Genomic DNA, 22,384 nt, shown 5'->3' with positions numbered 1-22,384 from the left:
GGCACATCATTTGTGTTTTTTACTTTTTTGCAATTCGCCATCCGGATCATCCGACATCTTCGTGTTGTCACGCGTTTTGTTGAACGATGGACGTTTCTTGCTAACAAGCAATGGAACTCTGAACAAAAAGCTGCCAAATGCCTTTGCATTAAACGGTATAAATGGCCACAGGTAGGACGAGTTGTATGAACGATGAATCGTCATCGCTATAATGAGAAGTGTTGTTCCAACCACCAAGCCTGGCACTTTAAATATTGCAACCGCAATAAGCAGCAGCAGCCTGACCAGTCGATTCGCAAGCCCTAACTCGTAACTCGGTGTGGCAAACATTCCAATCGCCGCAATGGCCATATAGAGCACAACTTCATTGACAAAATAACCTGTCTTTACCGCAATATCTCCAACCAGAATTGCCGCGATCAAACCCATGGCCGAAGCGAGCGGTGTCGGTGTATGCACGGCTGCCATCCGTAATAGATCTACACCCAGTTCGATGAGGAGAAACTGCACGATAATCGGTAATTTCACATTTTCCTGAGGACCAATAAAATCAAGTCCGATCGGTTTAAGGGAAGGTTCAATGACCATAAGCATCCACAGCGGGAGTAGAAACAGAGAGATCAGAATACCTGCAAAACGTACCCATCGCAGATAGGTTCCCATAAGAGCGGTTTGTCTGTTCTCCTCTGCATGCTCACATAGATCAAAAAAGGTTGTGGGCAGGATCATCACGCTGGGGGATGTATCTACAAAAATAACGACGCGACCTTCCAGCAGGTGGGAAGCCGTAACGTCAGGACGTTCCGAATACCGAACCAGCGGGAACGGATTCCATCCTTTGTTGATAATCGCCTCTTCCAGCTGCTTGTCGGCAGCCGGTATGCCGTCGATATCAATCCGCAGTATTTTTTCGCGTACCGAATCAACCTGCACCTTATCAACAATATCATCAATATATACAACACATACATCGGTTTGTGTTCTCCGCCCTACCTGCATGATTTCAAATTTCAGTCCAGGGTCACGTATTCTGCGGCGCACCAGCGTTACATTGGTCAGCAACGTTTCAGTAAAGCCATCCCGTGATCCGCGAACCACACGTTCAAGCGACGGCTCCTCAGGCGATCGGACCGGATAACTCCGGGTATCCATAATGAGAACAGAGCGATCTCCTTCCACAAACATAGCGCTCATCCCGGTTAGTACCTTGTTGATGACAGCGCTCATCCTTTCTACCCGTTCCACCTGGATATGGGGGATATAACATTCAAAATAGGACTTCAGTGCGTGCTCCGATATCTGATCGGGTGAAAGGTAGGTTAACCTTTTTAACACTTCAAGCAAAATCTCATCTTTGGCAAAACCCGTGAGCAGGCAATCCAACATGTTTGCCGCCCAGTACCATCTCCCTCATGTCCACATCAAAGGATTCACCTAGACCGAGCACCTGCTTGAGTGTGTTTTTGTTTTCACTCATGCGCGGGGAGATGTCATCGTTCTGCTGCCAATACTGCACAGATTCCTCAATGCTGTCGGACATCTCGTTTTGTTTCTTTTTCTGATATGCTCTCTTCTCTTCTTCCTTCTGGATCTCGTAAGCCGACTTATGCATCATGTCTTCCGTAATACCGCCTTCATGGTCAAGACCCGTGCGCTCCGTATGTTCGTCCATGTCCATCCTCCTTTAACCTGTCGTGCCGCTTTACCGCTGGTATATTAAAAAGTCGAACAACGAACCTGTCATTTTGCCCAGGATCATCGCGAGCAGCAGTCCAAACAAGTACGATCTCATCCCCAGCCTTTTCGCCAGTACGGGCAGCACATTTAACACTTCCGTCAGCGCTGCAGCCAGCAGACCGATAAATACACCGCAGAACAGTCCCACAATGGGACTTAACAGCATGACCCCATGCATCTTCCAATGCCAGAAATCCGCTACCGTTCCCAGTAACGAACCTCCGATGAGCGCCCCCTCGTACCAATGAGTTTTATCATAGGATTGCGTCACTTGGGCCAGCCTTGGAATCATGTCCAGCACCAGAATAAGCGCTATGACACCACTCCCCACTGCAATGCCACCTGCAATGCCAAGCACAATGCTGATCGCTCCGTTAAGCACGCTCATCGTTGTTCAGCTCCCTGCGATGCTGCTCATGCATACGTTCGGTCTCTTCGATGACGACAAACTGGTCTACATTTTGCTGATACAGGAACATCTCCACCTCAAGCGGTGTAGGTTCTTCATTCCATTTTTTCTTAAACAGATGATTGAAAAAAACGGCCATACCAAAGCCAATGCCGAGAGAATAGGCGAGCTGAAACAGGTACGGATGCTCATCCCGTTCTCCCGTCAGCATCTCCACGATACGAATCTGAACCTCCTGCATGTTTACGTCGGCATGAAAATTCATAATGGTCAGAGCCGAGCCAAAAAACAGCAGCAGCCATACCAAAATAAACAGCGATTTCGAAGGCCGGCCATTACCTGCCATCACTTCAACTAATGTATGTCCCGATCCCATCAGCTCTACGTTCACATCCGGCAGCAGCTGCCGTATTTGGGGAATAATCTGTAGAATGTCAATGAGAATCAGGTTGCCGTCCTCCGGTCCGGGGCGCAGCAGTTCCAGCTCCAGCAGCCTGTCCTCCTCTTCCTCGGATGAGGCCAGTACATGGGCAATACTCCGCAGTTTAACCGCTCGCCCTCTCTGAATGCGGATGCGACTGCGCATGCGAACGTAGACCGTTGGAGTGGGTGTCTGGGACATCCAAAGCACTCCTTTACTGCGTAATTTAGATTAGTATTTGAAGAATGTGCAAATTTATTACATTTAAGTTGGAAAGAGTGATGAGGGGGCGCCAGACGCTCCCGGGATGGATCGGTGCCGGACGCTGGTTATCCCCGGATTTCTCGTTCTCTCCTTTTCAAGGAGGAAATCCCGGGATAAACGCGCTCGCTTCGCTCCTTTTACCGATTCCATCCCTCCGCTGGCCTGCCTCCCTCGTATTCCAAAAGAAATGGAAGACACTTGCGGGCGGCGGGCAGGGGAAGAGGCTGGAAGCATACTCGTGGAAGCAAAATAATGGAGGGGGCGCCAGACGCTCCCGGGATGGATCGGTGCCGGACGCTGGTTATCCCCGGATTTCTCGTTCTCTCCTTTTCAAGGAGGAAATCCCGGGATAAACGCGCTCGCTTCGCTCCTTTTACCGATTCCATCCCTCCGCTGGCCTGCTTCCCTGCTGCTCCCTAAAATTACTGTACGTGCAGGAAACCGCGGAACAATTCTCGAAAGTTATTTTTATGAAGCTTTTTTGAAAGTGAGGTCCCGGATGATGAGTAAACGTCCCGCATGCTCCATGCAAAGTCTTGATCTATAAACAACGACGGTTGTTTGCATGGAGCTGAGGTAATAACCGTCTCAATATCAACTTCGGTAATGGTTTATAGGATAGGCTTTGCAACCTTAAATTTTATATTTTAAGGAGCAGAGCGATCATGAAATATGTAAACGCCGATGTCATTTTACCGGAAGAATTATTAATAGAAATACAGAAATATATTCAAGGCAGTATGGTTTACATTCCAATACCTGAAGGCCGCAGAAAGAAGTGGGGAGAAAATTCGGGAAGCCGCACATATTTAAGCCAAAGAAATGAGACAATACGTCAACAATATTCCGATGGTTTAACGATTGCTGCACTCTCTGATGAATATTGTCTTTCCAGGGACAGCATCAAAAAAATTATCTATTCAAAAAAGTAAGGTATATCAAAATCACATCATATTTCTATGGTGTGATTTTTTGTGTGCAGCAAACTTTTCTAATTATTTTTTATATATTTTTTAAGATGCGCCTTTGCTAACCTTGAAGAAATCACTTTATAGGAGGGGCGGCTTGTGATTCTAATTACAAAAGCTGAACAACCAGATCAACATATTCTCAAAAATCTAATGACGTTGTTCCTTCATGATTTGTCCGAATTTATTCAAGACATAGAGATGAATCCCCAAAATGGTCTATTCGAATTTGATATACTGGATTGGTTCTTTGAAAAGGAAGGATTAACACCGTACTTTATACGCCTGCACGATCAAAAAATTATAGGTTTCATTTTAATTCAAAGCGGCCCGTTTTCTAATCAGGAATTTGCTGATTATGTTTTGAATTCATTTTTCATCGTGAAAAAATATCGCCGGCAGGGTTTAGGCAGGACTGCATGTAAAGCGTTGTTCGAACATTTACCTGGGAGATATGCTGTTGGTCAAGTTATAAACAACATCCCTGCAATTCAATTTTGGAAAAATGTATACACATCATTCGATATCGATTTTTACGAACAAGAGGAGAAAGATGACAATCTAACCCTCATCTATCAATACTTTAAAGTTTGAAAATAAACATTTAACAACTGAGATATTTTTCAGAATTTTAGAATTCAAGAACGAAGGAGCCACCATCATGAAGATCATTACGGCAGATCAATCACACTACGAATATATTAAAGGGCAGGACCACCATATTTTAGAAAATCTGATCCTACCGAAAATTTTGGCTGATGAGATCTTTATCATCCAGGATGAAGAGCAGAACCATATTGGATGGATTCGGTACAGCTTTTTTTGGGACAACACACCTTTTATGAATATGCTCTGGATTGAAGATGTACATCGAAATGAAGGAATGGGTACGAAGGCAGTTCTTTTTTGGGAAAATGAAATGAAGAAGCAGGGTTTTCCTTTGGTCATGACGTCTACATTAGCAAATGAAGGGGCGCAGCATTTTTATAGGAAATTAGGCTATCGAGATTCAGGGTGTTTGATTCTTGAGGACGAACCTTTAGAAATCATACTCACCAAGAAACTCAAGTAACATTCTCCAAACAAATATTAAAACGACAAATAACCTCATCGCTAAAAAACGCGAATTGAGGTTGTTAGTTGTCGTAATAAGATGAATCAACACCCAAACCGGTGGATAAAATCAGCCCTGAATCAATCCTGAATCACTGCGCGATTTGATCGCGAATCGATTGCAGTATTTTTTTCTCCAACCGTGAGACCTGCACCTGGGATATCCCCAGCCTGCTTGCCACTTCGGATTGAGTCTGATCCCTGTAATACCTCAGGTACACGATAAGCCGCTCCCGTTCACTCAGGCCGCCGATTGCTTCATTCAGCGCCAGCTTGTCAAACCACTTCTCCTGAGACTCATCCGCGATCTGATCCATCAGAGTAATGGGATCACCATCATTCTCGAATACCGTCTCATGAATGGAGGTTGGCGGTTTGTTAGCCTCCTGGGCGAATACCACTTCCTCCGGGGTAACCCCAAGTTCAGCAGCAACTTCCTTAATTGTGGGCAGTCGATCCAGATGTTTGGACAGTTCGTCCCTCTTCTTGCGAACTTTATTGGCCATTTCTTTCAGCGAACGACTGACCTTCAAGGTCCCGTCATCCCGCAGAAAACGCTGAATCTCACCAATAATCATCGGTACCGCATACGTCGAGAACTTTACGTCATAACTGAGATCGAACTTGTCCACTGACTTGAGCAGGCCGATACAACCAATCTGGAACAGATCCTCCGGTTCATATCCCCTGTTCATAAAACGCTGCACGACGGACCAGACGAGTCTGATGTTGCAGTTCACCAGCGTATCCCGTGATTCATGGTCACCCGACTGACTGAGCGCAATCAGCCGTTTGACCTCGGCATCGTCCAAATAGGTCTGTGAAGATGGTTTCACTTCAGCATCCATAAGAACACCAACCCCTAATTATACAATGCTTTCTTGGATTCAATCCTTTTTTTCATCTTGATGGAGGTGCCTCTGCCGGGCTCACTGCTGACTTCGAATTCATCCATAAAATTTTCCATGATCGTAAAGCCCATGCCCGACCGCTCAAGTTCGGGTTTGGACGTATACAGCGGCTGTTTGGCCAGATCAAGATCCTCGATGCCTTCACCGCGATCCTCTACAATAATCGTGATCATATCGTCACGAATCTCAGCCTGAATGGTCACGACACCTTCCGGATTGTTATTGTATCCGTGGATGATACTATTGGTCACCGCTTCGGAGACGACCGTTTTCAGATCACTGAGCTCGTCCATCGTTGGATCAAGCTGAGAGATAAACGCCGCAACAGTCACCCGTGCAAACGATTCATTCTCCGACTTGGCCGCAAATTGCAGATTCATGAAATTTGTCCCTGTTCCTTCATTCATGAGACGACCTCCAGACCTGAGAGAGCAGTTCCCTCATTTTCGTATATCGGCATGATCTTGAACAATCCCGACATTTCCAGCAAACGGTAAACCGGCGGATTCACATCGCAGACGACCATTTTGCCGCCTTTATTTTTGATCAACTTGTATCTTCCCAAAATAACACCTAGTCCTGAACTGTCCATAAACTGCAGGTCTTTCAAACTCAGCACCAGATGCTCGCATTGTCTGCGCTGAATCGCTTCATCCATCTGCATTCGTACCATGTCAGCTGTATGATGATCCAGTTCCCCGGATAATCGCACAATCAAAATCCCGCGGTGATGCTCCATGTCCACATTCAAGTTCACGTTTGCCCACTCTCCTCCCTGTCTTGAACAAGGATTTCTACGCTGCCAAAAGCTTTTCCTGCCCCCCGACAAAACTAGAAGAAAACTCCTATTTAACTACAAAAATTGTTCCAGTCACCAGGAGAAAGGCGCATCCTGCCGCTTAATCGAACAAATTGGAGGTTGTCCGCTTGAACAGCTTCCACCAGCCTGCTTTATTCACGTCCTGTGGAGCCTGAATGTCGAATTCTTTAATCACTTCGTTACCTTGATAAACGACGAGCTTGCCAACGCTCTGTCCAGCCTTGACCGGAGCTTTCAGTTCTTTGGCTACAATTAATTCATGGCGAATATCTGTGGACTTGGCCCCTTTGCGCATCAAAACACTGTAGTTTTGGGCCGCATTCAGCGGCAGCTCAGCGACGTCGCCTTTTTCAATCTTCAGACTGCCCAGCAGATCTCCTGCTTTATAAAGAGCCTTCATCGTATATTGACCAAAAGCATAATCAAACATCGAGGATACTTCGCTGTTGCGAGTTTTCGTATTGGGTTCACCCAGGACAACCGCAACGACACGCAGCCCATCCTTGGACGCGGTAGCCGACAGACAGAATTTTGCTTCGGACGTATACCCCGTTTTCAACCCATCTGCTCCCTGGTAAAAACGCACGAGCTTGTTCGTATTCACGAGCCAAAATGGCTTGTCGGAATCTTTACGCAGGTAGTCCTGATAGGCGCCCGTGTACTTCGTAATGCCTTGATGTTTCAATAGTTCGCGGCTCATCACCGCGATATCATGCGCAGAGGAATAATGATTATCTACTGGCAGACCGTTCGCGTTGGCAAAACGTGTATCCTTCATGCCCAGCTCCTGTGCACGCTCATTCATCATCTGTACAAAGGCTTCTTCCGAGCCGCCAAGCTTCTCGGCCATAGCTACCGATGCATCATTGCCGGAGGCCATCGCGATGCCTTTCAACATATCATCCACCGTCATTTCTTCACCAGGCTCCAGAAAGATCTGTGACCCGCCCATTGAAGCTGCATACTCACTGGTTCTTACCTTATCCGTTAACTTGAGCTTACCCGAACCAATCGCTTCCATGGTAAGCAGCATCGTCATAATTTTAGTAATGCTCGCTGGTGGCAGCTGATCATGACTGTTTTTCTCATATATTACGGTTCCCGTATCCGCATCCATCAGAATGGCTGAACGAGCCGATGGAGCCAGGTCCGTTCCGCCAGCAGCCTTTGGTGATTCTTCCGCCAAAGCAGATGATGACAGCAGGGGCAGCAGCATACAAACGGTCATGAACGATGCCAGTATTCTTTTTTTCACTAGGTTCCCTCCTCAAATGAATAGCTCGGTGGTTAGTCCTCGCATGTACTGCTAACCATTGTCGGCGGGTTTACAGTAAATTATTCCATTATAATCAGGTTTTCCCTAACTTTTTTTACCTTAAGGAAAAGGCAGTTGTTGTATTCGAGTAAAATGAGAAGGATTGCCTGTCCAGAGAGCATTCCCATATTCCCAAACCTGAACATGCACCTGAACGGAAACGGAGACGACTCCCTGAAAACATCATTTATAGGATTTACCTATGTATATAATCATTTATATATATTTCTCCAATGAGTGATCCTGCATTATGATGTATATGTCACGATTTGAATACTTTAGGAGAGTGATCCGAGTGTCTTTTTACGATAAAAAAATTCATTTCATAGATGGCAGTCCTGCTGATCTAGCCATATACCGAGGTAAAGTACTCCTTGTTGTTAATACCGCAAGTAAATGCAGCTGCTCTCGTCAATTTGAGGCTCTTCAACAGCTGTATGAAAAATATCATCGTTATGGTTTCGAAATTCTTGCGTTTCCATGTAACCAGTTTAACGAGAAGGAACCCGGGGACAATTTTGAAGTGCAAATAAATTGTAAAAATCGATTTAAGCTAACGTTCCCATTGTTTGAGAAAATAGAAGTGCGAGGGGCGCACGCCCATCCCATCTTTCAGTTTTTAACCGCACAAGCGCCATTTCTAGGTTTTGATACCAAAACAGACAGCGGCAAGTGGATGAATGATTTTCTTATAGAGAACTTTCCTGATATTCACGGGGATCATGGGGTCAAGTGGAACTTCACTAAGTTTTTGATGGATCGGAACGGAGAGGTGCGGGGAAGATTTGAGACAATAACTGAACCACATGTAATCGAACCAAACATTAGATCACTGCTTTCCATGTAATTAACGTCCTGCCCAGACTGGAATATGTGGAGCCTGTTTTGTTATAAAGATAAGTTAGTGTTATGGTCATATTATAAAAAAAGAGAACAAATCATTGAAAAAACTCCATTCCATGATTTGTTCCCTGTTCAATTCTTCGAACTGAAGATTCCTTCAGTTTATTATTCAATTCCTCATTACAGCTTCAATTCCTCATTACATCTTAGGAATAACCGCCAACACTAGGGCCAGGAAAGCTTCGCGTACACGCTCCGTCGTTTCCATAACTTCATCATGTGACAAAGGCTGGTCTAGGATCCCCGCAGCCATGTTGCTGATGCAGGAAATGCCGAGCACTTCAAGGCCCGCATGACGGGCTACGATCACTTCGGAAACGGTCGACATGCCTACAGCATCTGCACCGAGGGTACGAAGCATTCTGATCTCAGCCGGAGTTTCATAGTTAGGACCAAGCATGCCAGCATATACGCCTTCTTGTATATTGAATCCTTGAGCAGCCGCCGTGTCTTTGGCAAGAGCACGCAGACGGCGGCTGTAAGCTTCGGATAAATCCGGGAAGCGAACGCCAAGGGCAGCGTCATTTGGTCCGATTAACGGATTTTTGCCAGTCAGGTTCAGATGATCCGAGATCAGCATCAAATCGCCTGCCTGATAAGATGTGTTAACTCCACCCGCTGCATTCGTCACCAGCATACGGCTTACGCCCAGTTCTTTCATAACACGTACCGGGAAGGCAGTCAGCTCCGGGCCGTAACCTTCGTACATATGAAAGCGCCCCTTCATCATCACGACCGGACGGCCTTGAATGGTTCCGATGAGCAGTTCCCCTTCATGTCCTTCTACAGTGGACACCGGGAAATGCGGGATGTCCTGATAAGCGATGCTCACGCCATCCTCGATCAGTTCAGCAAGAACGCCAAGGCCTGAACCGAGAATCAAACCAACCTCAGGCTTGATAGAACTTTTACTTTGAATATACGATGCTGCTTCTGTAATCATCTGTTGGTTTAAAGCTGTCATAAGATGTTGTTCCTCCCTTGAGTTGAAACGATCCGTTTATGAGCAGCAGGTACATGCCCTGCGCCTGTCATGGCGTTGTCAAGCAATTAAAGATGCAGCCTGCGTATGTATAACGGCGTTTAGTTGGTATCGAATATATTTTAGCTTAAAAAGAGACATCATTCCGCGGCAAATTGTGAAGACTGTGCGCCAAAATTATTTTGCCCGCGGATGATGGGTTTCATAAATTTCTTTCATCGTTTTACGCCCATGCTGACTGTACTGCTGGCCGGGCTGTTCTACATGACCAAGCATGTCCTGGACAGCCCGGGTGTCTGCTCCGTTTGCAATCAGGTGAGCTGCAAAGGAATGGCGCAGCGTGTGCGGCGTAATCTCGCCCGAAATGCCAGCGTCCACTGCGGCTTTCTTCAGCAATTTCCAGAATCCCTGCCGGGTTAACCGTCTGCCAGATACATTCACAAACAGTGCCTGCTCGTCCGTTCCGGTCTTGAGGAGTTGATCACGAAACTCATCCATGTACACTTTTGCCCAGTGGGCAGCCGGAGCACCAATCGGAAGAATACGTTCTTTACCCGCCCCGCCGCACCTGATAAAGCGCATCCCCGGCTGTACGTCCCGTACATCAAGCGCGATCAGCTCCGAGACCCGAATACCGGTGGCATACAGAAGCTCCAGCATGGCCCGATCTCGAACGCCTTGTGGTGAGCTGACATCAGGGGCGGCAAGCAGCAGCTCGATTTCCTGAATGGTAAGTACTTGAGGGGGCGTCTTGTCAGCCTTGGGTGCTTCCACATCAAATGTAGGGTCCTGCACAATCTCACCGCGCCGCATCAGAAAATGAAAATAAGATCTTAGAGATACGATGCTGCGGGCAATCGTTGCATTCGCCCGGCCATCCTGCTTGAGCTGACCGACAAACAGCACAACATGGGTTCGCCTAACCTCTCCCGCTGCGCGGATTCCGTATTCTTTTCTCACAAATTCCACGAACTTGTCCACATCTCGAAGATACGATTCCATGGTGCTGCTCGACATTCCCTTATCTTCTTCCAGGTATAAAGCATAGGCGTGTATGGTCTGATTCATGTACGACACTCCTCATCTGACAGCAATGCCAACCGGCAGGCTGCTTCCGTATTTGCATCCTTCGCTGCCGGAGCTAATCTCCATAATGCCATAATGGCAGCTATTCTCCGTACCAATAGAAGAGACGAAGACGCTCCGTCATCGTAGGACGTGCTTCTCCAATGCCTGGCCAATCCGTTTCCTGAAATACTTTAACCGCATTGCCGGTTGGCATTTGATACTGATCCACGGGTGAGATCCAGCCGTTAAACAGATCCAGTACGTGATAGAACAGATATACCAAACCGGCAAAGAATACAATAAATCGTATAAAACGGAGCCCTCTCCGCACAGATATAATCATTGGAATGTCCCCTTCCCTATTCAAGTCCAGTATAGTCCTTGAAACAGGGTATGTCCGTGAACTCGGGAATATGCCATGCCCGTTCGAACCTCACACGGGGTGCGGGACCAAAAAAGCTCCCCCGTCAAAACCGCCGGTGAGAGCTTGAAGATAGGCTATGTTATTCTTCATCTTTGGGCTTTTGTTCATTTTTAGCTTTACAACGATAACAAATTCCATGAAAGTCCAGTCGGTGATCTACTACCGAAAAGTTAAATTCCCGCTCCAGTCGTTCTTCAAGCGGACCAAGCCAGTCCTCACGAATTTCATCCATACTTCCGCACTGTACGCAGATTAAGTGATGATGGTGATGCTTGGATGTATCTCCGCGTAGATCATAACGCGCTACACCGTCGCCGAAGTTGATTTTCTCTACAACATGCAGCTCACTCAGCAGTTCGAGGGTACGGTACACGGTTGCCAGACCGATTTCGGGAGCCTTTTCTTTAACGAGCATGAAAACATCCTCTGCACTCAGATGATCTTCTTCATTCTCTAAAAGTACTCTTACGGTGGCTTCCCGCTGGGGCGTTAATTTATATCCTTGGGACTGTAGTTGCTGCTTAATTTTATCGATCCGTGCTTCCATTTTCTCCCTCCCCCTAGGAAATCACTGCACACTGCAACTTAACCCACTCTTTTCATTATAGGGGGAGTTCAATATCAAAGTCAACATTTTAGGGCATCCAGTGCAAGCTAGACAGGAAGCAGCATGGGTGTGACCCAACGCATCATTGCGGGGGTAACCCAGGTCTCAAAAGATGCTACGCCGAGCAGCAGTACAGCCATAACCACTGTTAAAATAATATAGGAAGCAAAGGGTCTCTGCCTACCTGGTGCACGGTGCATCAAAACGCGATTACGAATGATATATAACGAGAACGTCATTGCAGCCACACTGCAGATCAGCAGAATCGGAATGACGAACAAATTATGCGGAGCTACGGATACAAGTGCAAACAGCAGCCCTTTCCACGAGTACTGCCCAACAAGGTAACCCACTGTAAAGCCGATCAGTACACCTTTCAGAAAATCCAGCACAAGTATGCCGGGTAAACCTACAACAGACAAACCGAGAATAAAGATCAGCCCGACCCATTTCAGATGCAGCATAGCGATATCCCAATAGGCTGTGCTTTCGACGCCTTGGGAACTATGCTGAACCGTCATAAAAAAGTTACCCAAATATCCTTCAAGATCCTGCCGCTGTTCCAGAGACAAGGCATTGACCATCAATGCGCCGAAGATCACACCGACCAGAAACAAGACAGCTACGAATACATATAACGAGGTTTGTCCTTTAAACGTAAAATAGGAAGAACGCATACAGGTACGAGTCCCCTTTCCGGTTATCCTGATGCAAGGAGTTATTATAAACTTGAACATCCTTATAATTCAGCATATGAACCGGGACTCGCTCGTATGACCTCTTGTCCTAATTGTTATTTCCCCAATGCGAACCACTCGTTAGAACCTGTATTACTCTTTCGCTGTAACCTTGCCATACGTCCCTCCACCACCTGAGGACAACGCCAGCTGCCCATTCCGAGCGGCAACAATCAGCTCAGCAAGTACCGGTCCAACCACTTCGGCCAACTGGTCTTCATCTGTACGGTGCAGCACAGCCATCTCTGTACCAAACCGATCCAGCAGCTGACGCAGCTTGGCTCTGCCCAGCCCAGGAATGAATTCCAGTGGAACCTGATAATGATAAGGCGGCCTATCAGCAGGGAGCTCCGGTTGTTCCCGGTCTGCAATCCCTAGAATACGATCCAGCACCCCTTGAACCAGCTTCTGACTGCCGCAAAGCGGACACCGCTCTGCAGATAAATCCTGTTCATCCATAACGCTGCCGCAGGCTGCACAATATGTCCGGTGATACTTGCCGAGTCTTGGATTCAAGCCATAATTGGCCGCAATGTATCTTCCTTCTTCTCTACGCAGCGCCATCCGGAATTCGTCAAAGGAAGGGGCTGCAATCTGCAGTTCATTATATTCCCTTCCGATTTTCCCAAGAGAATGCGCATCCGAGTTGGTCACAAAAGGCATCCGATCCATTTCGCGAATGTAACTCGCCATAGAGGAATCCGAGCTTAACCCCAGCTCGGCGGCATCGATAAGGCTCGTATCCAGAACATCTGCCATACGCGGCGCTGTGCTGCCATAAATGCCTTTATGCGGCGTAAATACATGAGCGGGTATAATCAGACCGCCGCGCGCCTTGATCTCCGCCTGCATCTCAAGAGCCGGTACGTATACCCGCTGGGAACTGAGGTTTACATTTTTCATATACTTCTTCATCCAGGCTGTAAAAGATTTCATTGTACTCAGATCCCGGAAGTAGGCGAGCATGTGAAATTCTCGCATTTCGGGTTCACGCAGCTCGATCTCTGTGCCCAGCAGAATGGTTGTGTCCTGATACGCTATGCCTCCACCTTCAACTTCAGACATCGTACCGTTCTCCAGCAGTTCTTCAATATCCCTCTGCACCACCGGGGAATGGCAGTCGATAACACCCAGCAGATGAATCCCTTTACGAGCAGATGCCTCGCGGGCAATATTCTCGAAAGTCAGATCGCGACTGCCGCTGATCTTAACCGCCTCACCACGGGAGGTGCGCCCGATATGGATATGCAGATCCGTATAACAGGGCTCCCACAATGCCGCTGTTCCCTCCTGATTTTGCATGATTAAAACCGTCCTGTCGTTCTGTAAATATCCCACGCATATACAGCCATCATCGTTTTGGCATCACTAATCCGATTCTCGTCCATCAGCTTGTATGCTTCATCCAGCGTAATTTCGGATACTTCAAGAAACTCGTCTTCATCCAGTGCCATATCTCCCGCTTCCAGTTCTTCGGCAATGTAAAGGTGGATGATTTCATCAGCAAAACCTGGTGAAGTGTAAAAAGACCGCAGATGGCGCAGTGATTTAGCTGCATATCCCGTTTCTTCTTTCAGTTCACGTGCCGCTGCCACCTCTGGCTGCTCGCCCGGGTCAAGCTTGCCCGCAGGAATTTCCACTTCCGTACGTCCCATCGCCTGACGGTATTGATCCACAACCAGCATGCGATCTCCCTTCAAGGCCAGTACGGCTACTGCTCCTGGATGTTTGATGATCTCCCGGGTCGCCGTTTGTCCGTTCGGGAGCTTAACGGTGTCAACTTGGAGCGAGATCACTTTTCCTTCAAAGATCGGTTTGGTGGACACAGTCACCTCATCCAGCTTGGGGTTTGCCGGCTGCGGGGCGTAAATGGATGAAGCAGATGTTTGGGATTTCATGTGTAGTTCAACTCCGTTTCCTTTGTGATGGGTTAATCGAACTGAAATGTATAATGTAGTGATTTCAGGCATATGGTGAGCCTATAAGAATTTTATCGTTTGTACAAGTCTTACGCGTACTGCGAGAAACAAGGGGGACTCACCGAATGAAAAGTTATCTCACACCTGAATCGGCACATGTGGTCGGACAAGCCAGACAAGTACAGCTTATTCTTAGACAGTGGATGCGTGAATGGGGTCCCGAAACGAAACTGGTCGACATGCTGGCTGGGCGCAAGAGCTAGTCCCACCGTTGTTCAAAAAGTCCGAACCCGGTCTGCACCGAATTCGGACTTCCTGTTCTTTTTCAGCCAAAGCTGCGGTTACAACATCTAATATACGGTCAATTATTCCGATCGCTTATTTGTCTTTTGCCGTTTCCTGTACAATTGCGATCACCACTTGAGACAGTTTCACTATGTCGGCCGCGCGAATGCGTTCTTTGGTTGTGTGAATATTTTCATACCCCACAGCCAGATTCACCGTAGGAATGCCGAAACCGTTAAAAATGTTGGCATCACTGCCGCCGCCGGAAGCAAACGTGTTTGTTTCCAGACCAAGGCCGCGGATCGCCCGCTGTGCAAGCTGCACAACCTCATGGTCGTCATGGAAGCCAAATGCAGGATACTTAATTTCACTGCGGAACTCTGCTGTTGCACCGTATTTGCGGCATGTTGTCTCCAGCGCTTCACGCATTTGAGCAATCTGCTCCTCAATCTTCTCCTGCACAATACTGCGAGCCTCTGCATCAATCTGGACGAAGTCACATACAACGTTCAGCGCAGAGCCGCCTTGGAACTTTCCAATATTCGCTGTCGTTTCATGATCAATACGTCCAAGCTTCATCGCTGCAATCGCTTTGGCCGCAACCTGGATTGCACTGATTCCATCTTCCGGATTCACACCGGCATGGGCTGACTTGCCATAAATTTTCATCTGAATCTCAGCTCTTGCCGGGGCAGCCACGCAGATTGTTCCCACTGCTCCGTTGGAATCCAGCGCATATCCAAAGGCAGCATCGATATCCTTCGGATTCATAGCGCGAGCACCAACAAGGCCGGATTCTTCACCGACTGTAATCACAAACTGGATTTTGCCATGCGGAATGCTGTTCTCCTGAATGACACGGATGGCTTCAAACAATGCCGCAATCCCCGCCTTGTCATCCGCTCCAAGAATCGTTGTACCATCACTGCGAATCCATCCATCCTCGCCCAGCTCCGGTTTGATCCCCTGTCCAGGGGTTACCGTGTCCATGTGACATGTGAAGAACATCGGCTCGGCCCCTTCCACGCCTGCGGCATCCATCGTAACGACCAGATTGCCCGCGCCATGCCCGGTCTCGTTCATCGTATCGTCCTCGTAGACGCGAAGACCAAGACCCTCGAATTGTTCTTTTAATACCTTGGATATATTCTGTTCATTTTTCGTCTCACTATCAATCTGTACCAGTTCCATAAACTGCTGAATTACACGCTGTTCATTAATCATTAGACTTTCCTCCCTATCGTAGATACGGTACAATACAGGTACTATGGCTTGTTCAAAAGGTCTGAAAGGAGTTCTCTCTTCATGCAAAATAAGAAATGGTTCAAAATTGTGATCTATCTCATGCTGGCCGCTATGATTGGCTCCACTATTTTCATCGCGCTGGAACCGCTGCTGTTTGGATAGTCACTAACCTGAAGCCTTACGGACGCTCTGTCTACAGACGCTGGAGGGCTTCTTTTTCAGCAACCCATATCAGATCGTACGAGAATATACGCTGAAAATAAGGCACAATATCCCGGGCAACCTGCTCAACTGCGTATGACTTCCCCGTGATATCTTCCAGAGATGTCACACCATACTGTTCAATTCCGCACGGAACAATACCTCGAAATCCCGCAAGCTGAATGCCAGAAGTAATGTTAAACGCAAACCCGTGACTCGTCACAAAACCACGTCGATGCCTGCACCGGTTAAATTTGATGCCAATGGCAGCAATCTTCAGATCACCAATCCACACACCTGTGTATCCCTCTTTACGGCCGGATTCCACGCCCTGATCGGCAAGATAATCCATGATTACCTGTTCCAGCTTGCGCAGATATCCATGAAGATCGAGTTCTTCATCCCGGCCAAGCACCAATAAAGGATAACCCACCAGTTGACCCGGCCCATGATAAGTAATATCACCGCCTCGGTCAATTTGAAACAAAGAAATTCCCTGTGCTTTCAGCTCTTCTTCACTCCAAAGCAGATGCTCCGGATGATTCTGTGATCCAATCGTATAGGTTGGGGGATGCTGCAGCAGGAGCATCCGTTCGGGACCTTCACCTTCGTCCAGCTGCTGCACAATTGATTTCTGAAGATTCCATGCCGCCTCATAATCCAGCATCGGTATGTATGCCACATTCAGCGGTTTGCCCATGTTTCCCCACATCCTTCTGCCCATGGTTTAATATATGAAGTTACGTCAGTCTCTAGACAGCCAGAAAAGTGCACGGCCCAAGGCACATACACTTTCCCGTCATTCTATCATAAACTTAATACACTTTCGTTTCCATGTTGTACCCTTCCAGATTCTCTTTAACCCGCTGTAAAAACCGTCCGCAGATCACACCATCCAGAATCCGGTGATCGAGAGACAAGCACAGGTTAGCCATAGAACGCACTGCGATCATATCGTTAATGACAACCGGTTTTTTCACAATGGATTCAAATGTAAGGATCGCCGCCTGTGGGTAGTTGATAATCGGCTGAGACAGGATGGAACCAAATGAACCCGTGTTGTTTACCGTAAACGTACCGCCCTGCATATGATCCAGCTTCAGCGTGCCTTCACGGGTTTTGCGGGCCAGGTCATCAATCTCACGAGCGAGACCTGCGATATTACGCTGATCCGCGTGCTTGATTACCGGTGTAAGCACGGAATCCTCCGTACCTACAGCCATGGACAGATTGATATCCCGCTTCACGATAATTTTGTCGACCGCCCATACGGAGTTCATGATCGGGTAATCTTTGATCGCATTGACGACACCCTTCATCATAAATGAAAGATAGGTCAGGTTAATGCCTTCTTTCCGTTTGAACTCATCCTTCAACTTGTTGCGCAGCATAACGAGATTGGTGACGTCCACTTCAATCATCGTCCATGCGTGAGGGATTTCGGATACACTTTGACGCATATTTCGTGCAATTGCATTACGCACAGGAGTAACATCGATAAAATACTCTGATCTTCCCTGGCCGCCGCCTTCCACTTCGATCTGCGGAATTTTCGGGCTTTCCGTCAGGTGGATTCCGGAATGACGCACGGGAACTCCCACATCGGATGCAGGAACCGTCTGTCCCGCTGTGCCATTAGAACCCGAAGCAACACCTGAATCGCGACTGATTCCACTGAACGGAGAAGATGATGCAGACTGGGCTGCCTGACGATTTACCGGAGAGGTCTGTACAGACTCTGCTGATGCATTCGCCGCCTGAACACCCTGTCCAGCAAAGGCGAGGACGTCTTTACGCGTAATTCGCCCGCCCGCACCCGTGCCCTGAATATGCTGCAGATTCAGTCCATGTTCTGCTGCCAAAGACTGCACTGCCGGGGAATACCGATGGCGCATCGGCTGATTCGGATCATATGCAGCGTTGTTTGAAACTGCAGCAGGAGATTGACCTGCGTTATGCCGTACCTGGGTTTGCTCTACTTGCTCCCCCTGACCAGCAGCAGATGTTATTTGTTCAGCTGTATCCTCATCCGAAGCAGCGACCTGCATGCGGCAGATTGCTTCACCTACAGCAATTGTGGTACCCTCTTCGACCAAAAGGTCACCCATAATCCCATCTACCGTAGATGGAATTTCGGCGTTCACTTTATCCGTGATGACTTCACAGATTGGCTCGTACTGTTCCACACGGTCACCCGGTTTTTTCAACCATTTGCCTATGGTAGCCGAGACCAGGGATTCCGCGAGCTGCGGCATAATGACCTCGATCCATTTCATACGTTCAGCCATTGATTTATCACTCCAAACTTTAATCTTTCTTCATCTATTAATACTCGGCAAGTTCGCGCATGGCTGTTTTGGCTTTATCCTTGCTCAGCATGTAAAATTTCTCCATCGTCGGGCTGATTGGCATCGCTGGTACATCAGGGCCGCACAGACGCTGAATAGGCGCGTCCAGATCAAACAAACATTCCTCGCTGATGATTGCGGCAACCTCTGCGCCCACACCACCCGTTTTGTTATCTTCGTGTACAATCAGCACCTTACCTGTTAACCGGGCGGAAGCAATAATCGCTTCACGATCGAGCGGCTGCAGTGTACGCAGATCCAGTACATGTGCTGTGATGCCCTCTTCACGTTCCAACTCCTCAGCGGCCTGCATGACAAAATGCAGCGGTTGACTGTACCCGATCACCGTAATATCGGCTCCTTCACGAAGCACGTTCGCCTTACCGATGGGAACGATATAGTCATCCTCAGGCACATCTTCCTTAATCAGCTTGTAACACTTTTTATTTTCAAAAAAGAGGACAGGGTCAGGATCGCGCACAGCCGCTTTGAGCAGTCCTTTGGCGTCATACGCCGAGTAAGGAGCAATAATTTTGAGTCCTGGTGTACCAAAGAAAATGGATTCCGGACATTGGGAGTGATACAGTCCGCCAAAAATGCCGCCGCCGATTGGCGCACGGATTACGATCGGACAGCTCCAGTCATTGTTAGAGCGGTAGCGAATTTTAGCTGCTTCACTAATAATCTGATTCGTGGCGGGCAGCATAAAATCCGAATACTGCATTTCCGCAATCGGCTTCATGCCGTACATCGCTGCACCGATGGCCACACCAGCAATTGCAGATTCAGACAATGGCGTATCCATGACGCGCATCTCGCCAAACTGATCCTGCAGCCCTTTGGTTGTGGTGAACACGCCGCCTTTTACACCGACGTCCTCGCCTAGAACAAATACATTCTCATCGCGCTCCATCTCTTCTTTCATTGCGAGACGGATAGCATCAATATATTCCATCATAGCCATGATTACCGTCCCCCTTCTTCGCTGTCCGCATAGACATGCGTCAGCGTATCCTCAGGTTTCGGATATGGCGCATTGTCTGCGTATTCAGTTGCTTCCTTCATTTCCAGCGCAAGCTGGGAAGCCAGATCCGCATCCCGGGCTTCATCCCAGATGCCGCATTCAATCAAATAATTTTTCATCCGAAGCACGCCGTCTTTCTTCCAGTTCTCCTCAACTTCTTCTTTGGTCCGATAGGCCAGATCATTGTCCGAAGTGGAGTGAGGTGACAAACGGTACATCATCGCTTCGATCAATGTTGGCCCTTCACCTGCGATCGCACGCTGACGCGCTTCCTTCACTGCCGCATATACCTCAAGTGCATCATTACCATCTACGCGCAGTCCCGGAAAACCATATCCCAGTGCACGATCAGAAATCTTGCCGCTCAGCTGCTTATGAACAGGAACGGAAATGGCATATTGGTTGTTCTCACACATGATAATGACAGGCAGCTTGTGTACACCTGCAAAGTTAGCTCCTTCATGGAAATCACCCTGGTTGCTCGAACCTTCACCGAATGTAACAAAAGAAACAAACTTTTTCTTCTGCATTTTGGCAGCAAGGGCAAAGCCTACCGCATGAGGAACCTGTGTGGTAACCGGACTGGAGCCTGTAACGATGCGCAGCTTTTTGTGTCCAAAGTGTCCTGGCATCTGCCGTCCGCCGCTGTTCGGGTCTTCCGCCTTCGCAAATGCAGACAGCATCAGCTCACGCGGGGTCATGCCTACGGCCATAACGAAACCGTAATCGCGGTAATAAGGTAAATAATAATCGTGTTCTCGATCCAGACCAAAAGCCGCACCAACTTGAGCAGCCTCCTGACCTACACCGGATACGTGAAAGTTGATTTTGCCAGCTCGCTGCAGAAGCAGGCAGCGCTCGTCAAACTTGCGTGCAAGCAGCATGTATTTATACATATCTAAAACTTCTCCATCGCTAAGTCCCAGCTGTTGATGTCGATGAACCGCATCTGCAGTACCTTGTGAACTCATATGAGGTACCTCCTTTTAATCAGAGCCTTTGCAAGTATTACTACCCGATCTTATAACCTGGTACTAAGACTTGGCTTAACCTTATTATAATCCTTTTTGCCCAAAAAAGGAAAGGACCTTTCTCACCATCTTGTCCGGGCTTACATTCCAATCGCTTTTCCGTCCACGGCCAGCATGGCTTCACCCATAATTTCCGACAACGAAGGGTGCGGATGAATGGTTTGTCCAACCTCCCATGGCGTGGCATCCAGCATCTGGGCCAATGAAGCTTCCGCAATCAGTTCCGTAACATGGGTGCCAATCATATGTACCCCCAATATATCATTCGTTTTGTTGTCAGCAATCACCTTCACGAACCCGTCCCGGCTTCCGTGAATTAGAGATTTACCTATCGCTTGGAACGGAAATTTGCCGGTTTTGATTTCGTATCCGCGTTCTCTGGCTTCCTTCTCGGTGAAACCAATGCTTGCCGCTTCCGGACGTGTATATACGCACCGCGGAATACGATGTGTTTCTACCGGATGCACACTCTCGCCAGCGAGATGATTCACCGCAAGTATGCCTTCGTGACTTGCGGCATGTGCAAGCTGCAGCCCGCCGATGCAGTCACCAATCGCATAGATATGTCCTTCTCCAGTCTGCAAGTATTTGTTAACCGTAATATAGCCCCGCTCTACTTTGATATCTGTATTCTCAAGCCCGATATTTTCGACGTTAGCTTGACGTCCGATAGACACAAGCATCTTGTCAGCAGTCAGCGTTTCCAGGTTGTCTCCTGCAAGCTGCACATCGACGTGAACGCTCTGATCCTCGGTGCGATAGCTGTCCGTGATCAGTTTGGCACCCGTCAGGAAACGCACTCCCCGTTTGCCCAGCAAACGCTGCATTTCCTTGGCCACGTCCTCATCCTCTGCGGGCAGCACATTGTCTGCCGCCTCAATTACCGTCACAACCACGCCAAAATCATTCAGCATCGAGGCCCATTCCAGTCCGATCACGCCGCCGCCTACAATGAGGATCGAGCCAGGCAGCTCATCCATGCGCAGCGCTTCGTCACTGCTCATAATATATCTTCCATCCGGCTCAAGACCTGGCAGCATGCGCGGACGTGAGCCAGTAGCAATAATCAGGTTCGTTGGAACGACGGTATCCATCTCGCCATCCTCAAACTCCACAGCCACCGCACCGCTTTGCGGGGAGAAGATAGAGGGCCCGATTACACGTCCCTTGGCGTGTACAACCTCGATTTTATTTTTTTGCATCAAATACTGGACACCCTTATGCAGCTGGTCCACAATGGCATCCTTGCGTGCCTGCACCTTTGGAAATACCAGCGCTGCTCCAGTGGTCTCAATACCGTAGCTCTCGCTATCCAGGATTTCGGCGTACATTTCAGCACTCTTCAGCAGTGCCTTGCTTGGAATACAGCCCCGGTGAAGGCAGGTTCCGCCCAGCTTGTCCTTCTCGATAATAACGACCTTTTTCCCCAGCTGCGCGGCACGAATGGCAGCAACATATCCTCCCGTTCCTCCGCCCAGTATGGCAACATCACATGGTATTGGCATCTCTATTTCTCCTCTATATACTCAATTTTTTGAAAGATATCATTTGACCTAAAGTGATTTTACACAGTCCACTCCAGCAGCTCTGACGTGTAGAAAAATAGTTCAGCTTAAATAAATAACAATAAAATGATGTTGATATCTTGATTC

26 protein-coding genes and 1 pseudogene are annotated in these 22,384 nt (G+C 48.0%); 7 read left to right on the top strand and 20 right to left on the bottom strand.

Annotated elements, in window-relative coordinates; all coding sequences use genetic code 11:
- Positions 1–6: 6 nt before the first annotated feature.
- The 3 genes and pseudogenes from ABXS70_RS07750 to ABXS70_RS07740 form a co-directional block, all read right to left on the bottom strand.
- Positions 7–1,615 (bottom strand): annotated as a pseudogene (locus ABXS70_RS07750) (spore germination protein).
- Between the two features lie 87 nt (positions 1,616–1,702).
- On the bottom strand, positions 1,703–2,125 hold the full coding sequence (locus ABXS70_RS07745; RefSeq protein WP_342551752.1) for a stage V sporulation protein AB: 423 nt from the start codon (positions 2,123–2,125) through the stop codon (positions 1,703–1,705).
- Entirely contained in the window at positions 2,112–2,768 is a 657-nt protein-coding gene (locus tag ABXS70_RS07740) for a stage V sporulation protein AA (RefSeq protein ID WP_342551753.1), read from the bottom strand. The genes ABXS70_RS07745 and ABXS70_RS07740 overlap by 14 nt, the downstream gene beginning before the upstream one ends.
- Before the next feature lie 80 nt (positions 2,769–2,848).
- On the opposite strand from ABXS70_RS07740, the gene ABXS70_RS07735 reads away from it, so the two are divergent.
- From ABXS70_RS07735 to ABXS70_RS07720, 4 genes are all read left to right on the top strand, one after another.
- Positions 2,849–3,184, top strand: coding sequence for a hypothetical protein (locus ABXS70_RS07735; protein ID WP_366295112.1), 336 nt, complete (start codon positions 2,849–2,851; stop codon positions 3,182–3,184).
- A 312-nt stretch (positions 3,185–3,496) separates the two neighbouring features.
- Positions 3,497–3,763 (top strand): CD3324 family protein, encoded by a 267-nt coding sequence (locus ABXS70_RS07730; RefSeq protein ID WP_342551755.1) that lies wholly within the window; start codon positions 3,497–3,499, stop codon positions 3,761–3,763.
- Between the two features lie 135 nt (positions 3,764–3,898).
- Positions 3,899–4,393: a GNAT family N-acetyltransferase gene (locus ABXS70_RS07725; RefSeq protein ID WP_342551756.1), complete on the top strand. Its 495-nt coding sequence runs from the start codon at positions 3,899–3,901 to the stop codon at positions 4,391–4,393.
- Between the two features lie 67 nt (positions 4,394–4,460).
- Positions 4,461–4,871 carry a GNAT family N-acetyltransferase gene (locus ABXS70_RS07720; protein WP_342551757.1) on the top strand — a complete coding sequence of 137 codons (411 nt, stop codon included), beginning with the start codon at positions 4,461–4,463 and terminating at the stop codon, positions 4,869–4,871.
- Positions 4,872–5,004: 133 nt separating this feature from the next.
- Here ABXS70_RS07720 and sigF read toward each other — a convergent pair whose 3' ends face one another.
- The 4 genes from sigF to ABXS70_RS07700 form a co-directional block, all read right to left on the bottom strand.
- Complete coding sequence (gene sigF / locus ABXS70_RS07715) at positions 5,005–5,760, bottom strand: RNA polymerase sporulation sigma factor SigF (RefSeq protein ID WP_090922432.1); 756 nt, start codon at positions 5,758–5,760, stop codon at positions 5,005–5,007.
- A 14-nt stretch (positions 5,761–5,774) separates the two neighbouring features.
- A complete protein-coding gene (gene spoIIAB / locus ABXS70_RS07710) occupies positions 5,775–6,230 on the bottom strand; it encodes an anti-sigma F factor (RefSeq protein WP_123062222.1) in 456 nt (151 codons plus the stop codon).
- Entirely contained in the window at positions 6,227–6,580 is a 354-nt protein-coding gene (gene spoIIAA, locus ABXS70_RS07705) for an anti-sigma F factor antagonist (RefSeq protein WP_342551759.1), read from the bottom strand. Before spoIIAA ends, spoIIAB begins: the two co-directional genes overlap by 4 nt.
- 142 nt (positions 6,581–6,722) lie before the next feature.
- Positions 6,723–7,898, bottom strand: coding sequence for a D-alanyl-D-alanine carboxypeptidase family protein (locus tag ABXS70_RS07700; RefSeq protein WP_342551760.1), 1,176 nt, complete (start codon positions 7,896–7,898; stop codon positions 6,723–6,725).
- Between the two features lie 355 nt (positions 7,899–8,253).
- Here ABXS70_RS07700 and ABXS70_RS07695 point away from each other — a divergent pair, with 355 nt between their 5' ends.
- Entirely contained in the window at positions 8,254–8,805 is a 552-nt protein-coding gene (locus tag ABXS70_RS07695; protein ID WP_366295105.1) for a glutathione peroxidase, read from the top strand.
- A 195-nt stretch (positions 8,806–9,000) separates the two neighbouring features.
- Here ABXS70_RS07695 and ABXS70_RS07690 read toward each other — a convergent pair whose 3' ends face one another.
- The 7 genes from ABXS70_RS07690 to ABXS70_RS07660 all read right to left on the bottom strand — a co-directional run bounded on the left by ABXS70_RS07690 (position 9,001) and on the right by ABXS70_RS07660 (position 14,577).
- A complete protein-coding gene (locus ABXS70_RS07690; RefSeq protein WP_342551762.1) occupies positions 9,001–9,825 on the bottom strand; it encodes a purine-nucleoside phosphorylase in 825 nt (274 codons plus the stop codon).
- Positions 9,826–10,020: 195 nt separating this feature from the next.
- Entirely contained in the window at positions 10,021–10,911 is an 891-nt protein-coding gene (locus ABXS70_RS07685) for a tyrosine recombinase (protein ID WP_342551763.1), read from the bottom strand.
- Between the two features lie 100 nt (positions 10,912–11,011).
- Entirely contained in the window at positions 11,012–11,254 is a 243-nt protein-coding gene (locus tag ABXS70_RS07680) for a DUF4227 family protein (protein ID WP_342551764.1), read from the bottom strand.
- 160 nt (positions 11,255–11,414) lie between these two features.
- Positions 11,415–11,882 carry a Fur family transcriptional regulator gene (locus ABXS70_RS07675; RefSeq protein ID WP_090922447.1) on the bottom strand — a complete coding sequence of 156 codons (468 nt, stop codon included), beginning with the start codon at positions 11,880–11,882 and terminating at the stop codon, positions 11,415–11,417.
- A 107-nt stretch (positions 11,883–11,989) separates the two neighbouring features.
- Positions 11,990–12,619 carry a stage II sporulation protein M gene (spoIIM, locus tag ABXS70_RS07670; protein WP_342551765.1) on the bottom strand — a complete coding sequence of 210 codons (630 nt, stop codon included), beginning with the start codon at positions 12,617–12,619 and terminating at the stop codon, positions 11,990–11,992.
- A 153-nt stretch (positions 12,620–12,772) separates the two neighbouring features.
- Positions 12,773–13,981 carry an endonuclease Q family protein gene (locus ABXS70_RS07665; protein ID WP_366295099.1) on the bottom strand — a complete coding sequence of 403 codons (1,209 nt, stop codon included), beginning with the start codon at positions 13,979–13,981 and terminating at the stop codon, positions 12,773–12,775.
- A 2-nt stretch (positions 13,982–13,983) separates the two neighbouring features.
- Positions 13,984–14,577, bottom strand: coding sequence for an NUDIX hydrolase (locus ABXS70_RS07660; RefSeq protein ID WP_342551767.1), 594 nt, complete (start codon positions 14,575–14,577; stop codon positions 13,984–13,986).
- Positions 14,578–14,723: 146 nt separating this feature from the next.
- On the opposite strand from ABXS70_RS07660, the gene mciZ reads away from it, so the two are divergent.
- Positions 14,724–14,861: a Z-ring formation inhibitor MciZ gene (mciZ, locus tag ABXS70_RS07655; protein WP_342551768.1), complete on the top strand. Its 138-nt coding sequence runs from the start codon at positions 14,724–14,726 to the stop codon at positions 14,859–14,861.
- Between the two features lie 115 nt (positions 14,862–14,976).
- On the opposite strand, the gene ABXS70_RS07650 is transcribed toward mciZ, so the two are convergent.
- Positions 14,977–16,107 (bottom strand): tripeptidase T, encoded by a 1,131-nt coding sequence (locus ABXS70_RS07650; protein ID WP_342551769.1) that lies wholly within the window; start codon positions 16,105–16,107, stop codon positions 14,977–14,979.
- 81 nt (positions 16,108–16,188) lie between these two features.
- Here ABXS70_RS07650 and prli42 point away from each other — a divergent pair, with 81 nt between their 5' ends.
- A complete protein-coding gene (gene prli42, locus ABXS70_RS07645) occupies positions 16,189–16,290 on the top strand; it encodes a stressosome-associated protein Prli42 (protein ID WP_342551770.1) in 102 nt (33 codons plus the stop codon).
- A 31-nt stretch (positions 16,291–16,321) separates the two neighbouring features.
- Here prli42 and lipB read toward each other — a convergent pair whose 3' ends face one another.
- The 5 genes from lipB to lpdA all read right to left on the bottom strand — a co-directional run bounded on the left by lipB (position 16,322) and on the right by lpdA (position 22,237).
- On the bottom strand, positions 16,322–17,029 hold the full coding sequence (gene lipB, locus ABXS70_RS07640) for a lipoyl(octanoyl) transferase LipB (RefSeq protein ID WP_342551771.1): 708 nt from the start codon (positions 17,027–17,029) through the stop codon (positions 16,322–16,324).
- Positions 17,030–17,144: 115 nt separating this feature from the next.
- Positions 17,145–18,617 carry a dihydrolipoamide acetyltransferase family protein gene (locus ABXS70_RS07635; RefSeq protein ID WP_342551772.1) on the bottom strand — a complete coding sequence of 491 codons (1,473 nt, stop codon included), beginning with the start codon at positions 18,615–18,617 and terminating at the stop codon, positions 17,145–17,147.
- A 37-nt stretch (positions 18,618–18,654) separates the two neighbouring features.
- On the bottom strand, positions 18,655–19,641 hold the full coding sequence (locus tag ABXS70_RS07630; RefSeq protein ID WP_342551773.1) for an alpha-ketoacid dehydrogenase subunit beta: 987 nt from the start codon (positions 19,639–19,641) through the stop codon (positions 18,655–18,657).
- Positions 19,642–19,643: 2 nt separating this feature from the next.
- Positions 19,644–20,672 (bottom strand): thiamine pyrophosphate-dependent dehydrogenase E1 component subunit alpha, encoded by a 1,029-nt coding sequence (locus ABXS70_RS07625; protein WP_342551774.1) that lies wholly within the window; start codon positions 20,670–20,672, stop codon positions 19,644–19,646.
- 140 nt (positions 20,673–20,812) lie between these two features.
- Positions 20,813–22,237, bottom strand: a complete 1,425-nt coding sequence (lpdA, locus tag ABXS70_RS07620; protein WP_366295092.1) for a dihydrolipoyl dehydrogenase — start codon at positions 22,235–22,237, stop codon at positions 20,813–20,815.
- Positions 22,238–22,384: the final 147 nt, after the last annotated feature.

It is taken from the genome of Paenibacillus sp. AN1007 (assembly GCF_040702995.1).
Classification (GTDB): domain Bacteria; phylum Bacillota; class Bacilli; order Paenibacillales; family Paenibacillaceae; genus Paenibacillus.
This window is presented reverse-complemented; position numbering and strand designations above follow the sequence as displayed.

Excerpts from the sequence above, each read along its gene's own strand:
- ABXS70_RS07745 (WP_342551752.1), bottom strand. The coding sequence starts at position 2,125 with ATGAGCGTGCTTAACGGAGCGATCAGCATTGTGCTTGGCATTGCAGGT.
- ABXS70_RS07740 (WP_342551753.1), bottom strand. The coding sequence starts at position 2,768 with ATGTCCCAGACACCCACTCCAACGGTCTACGTTCGCATGCGCAGTCGC.
- ABXS70_RS07735 (WP_366295112.1), top strand. The coding sequence starts at position 2,849 with ATGAGGGGGCGCCAGACGCTCCCGGGATGGATCGGTGCCGGACGCTGG.
- ABXS70_RS07730 (WP_342551755.1), top strand. The coding sequence starts at position 3,497 with ATGAAATATGTAAACGCCGATGTCATTTTACCGGAAGAATTATTAATA.
- ABXS70_RS07720 (WP_342551757.1), top strand. The coding sequence starts at position 4,461 with ATGAAGATCATTACGGCAGATCAATCACACTACGAATATATTAAAGGG.
- sigF (WP_090922432.1), bottom strand. The coding sequence starts at position 5,760 with ATGGATGCTGAAGTGAAACCATCTTCACAGACCTATTTGGACGATGCC.
- spoIIAB (WP_123062222.1), bottom strand. The coding sequence starts at position 6,230 with ATGAATGAAGGAACAGGGACAAATTTCATGAATCTGCAATTTGCGGCC.
- ABXS70_RS07690 (WP_342551762.1), bottom strand. The coding sequence starts at position 9,825 with ATGACAGCTTTAAACCAACAGATGATTACAGAAGCAGCATCGTATATT.
- ABXS70_RS07685 (WP_342551763.1), bottom strand. The coding sequence starts at position 10,911 with ATGAATCAGACCATACACGCCTATGCTTTATACCTGGAAGAAGATAAG.
- ABXS70_RS07680 (WP_342551764.1), bottom strand. The coding sequence starts at position 11,254 with ATGATTATATCTGTGCGGAGAGGGCTCCGTTTTATACGATTTATTGTA.
- ABXS70_RS07675 (WP_090922447.1), bottom strand. The coding sequence starts at position 11,882 with ATGGAAGCACGGATCGATAAAATTAAGCAGCAACTACAGTCCCAAGGA.
- spoIIM (WP_342551765.1), bottom strand. The coding sequence starts at position 12,619 with ATGCGTTCTTCCTATTTTACGTTTAAAGGACAAACCTCGTTATATGTA.
- ABXS70_RS07665 (WP_366295099.1), bottom strand. The coding sequence starts at position 13,981 with ATGCAAAATCAGGAGGGAACAGCGGCATTGTGGGAGCCCTGTTATACG.
- ABXS70_RS07660 (WP_342551767.1), bottom strand. The coding sequence starts at position 14,577 with ATGAAATCCCAAACATCTGCTTCATCCATTTACGCCCCGCAGCCGGCA.
- mciZ (WP_342551768.1), top strand. The coding sequence starts at position 14,724 with ATGAAAAGTTATCTCACACCTGAATCGGCACATGTGGTCGGACAAGCC.
- ABXS70_RS07650 (WP_342551769.1), bottom strand. The coding sequence starts at position 16,107 with ATGATTAATGAACAGCGTGTAATTCAGCAGTTTATGGAACTGGTACAG.
- prli42 (WP_342551770.1), top strand. The coding sequence starts at position 16,189 with ATGCAAAATAAGAAATGGTTCAAAATTGTGATCTATCTCATGCTGGCC.
- lipB (WP_342551771.1), bottom strand. The coding sequence starts at position 17,029 with ATGGGCAAACCGCTGAATGTGGCATACATACCGATGCTGGATTATGAG.
- ABXS70_RS07635 (WP_342551772.1), bottom strand. The coding sequence starts at position 18,617 with ATGGCTGAACGTATGAAATGGATCGAGGTCATTATGCCGCAGCTCGCG.
- ABXS70_RS07630 (WP_342551773.1), bottom strand. The coding sequence starts at position 19,641 with ATGGCTATGATGGAATATATTGATGCTATCCGTCTCGCAATGAAAGAA.
- ABXS70_RS07625 (WP_342551774.1), bottom strand. The coding sequence starts at position 20,672 with ATGAGTTCACAAGGTACTGCAGATGCGGTTCATCGACATCAACAGCTG.
- lpdA (WP_366295092.1), bottom strand. The coding sequence starts at position 22,237 with ATGCCAATACCATGTGATGTTGCCATACTGGGCGGAGGAACGGGAGGA.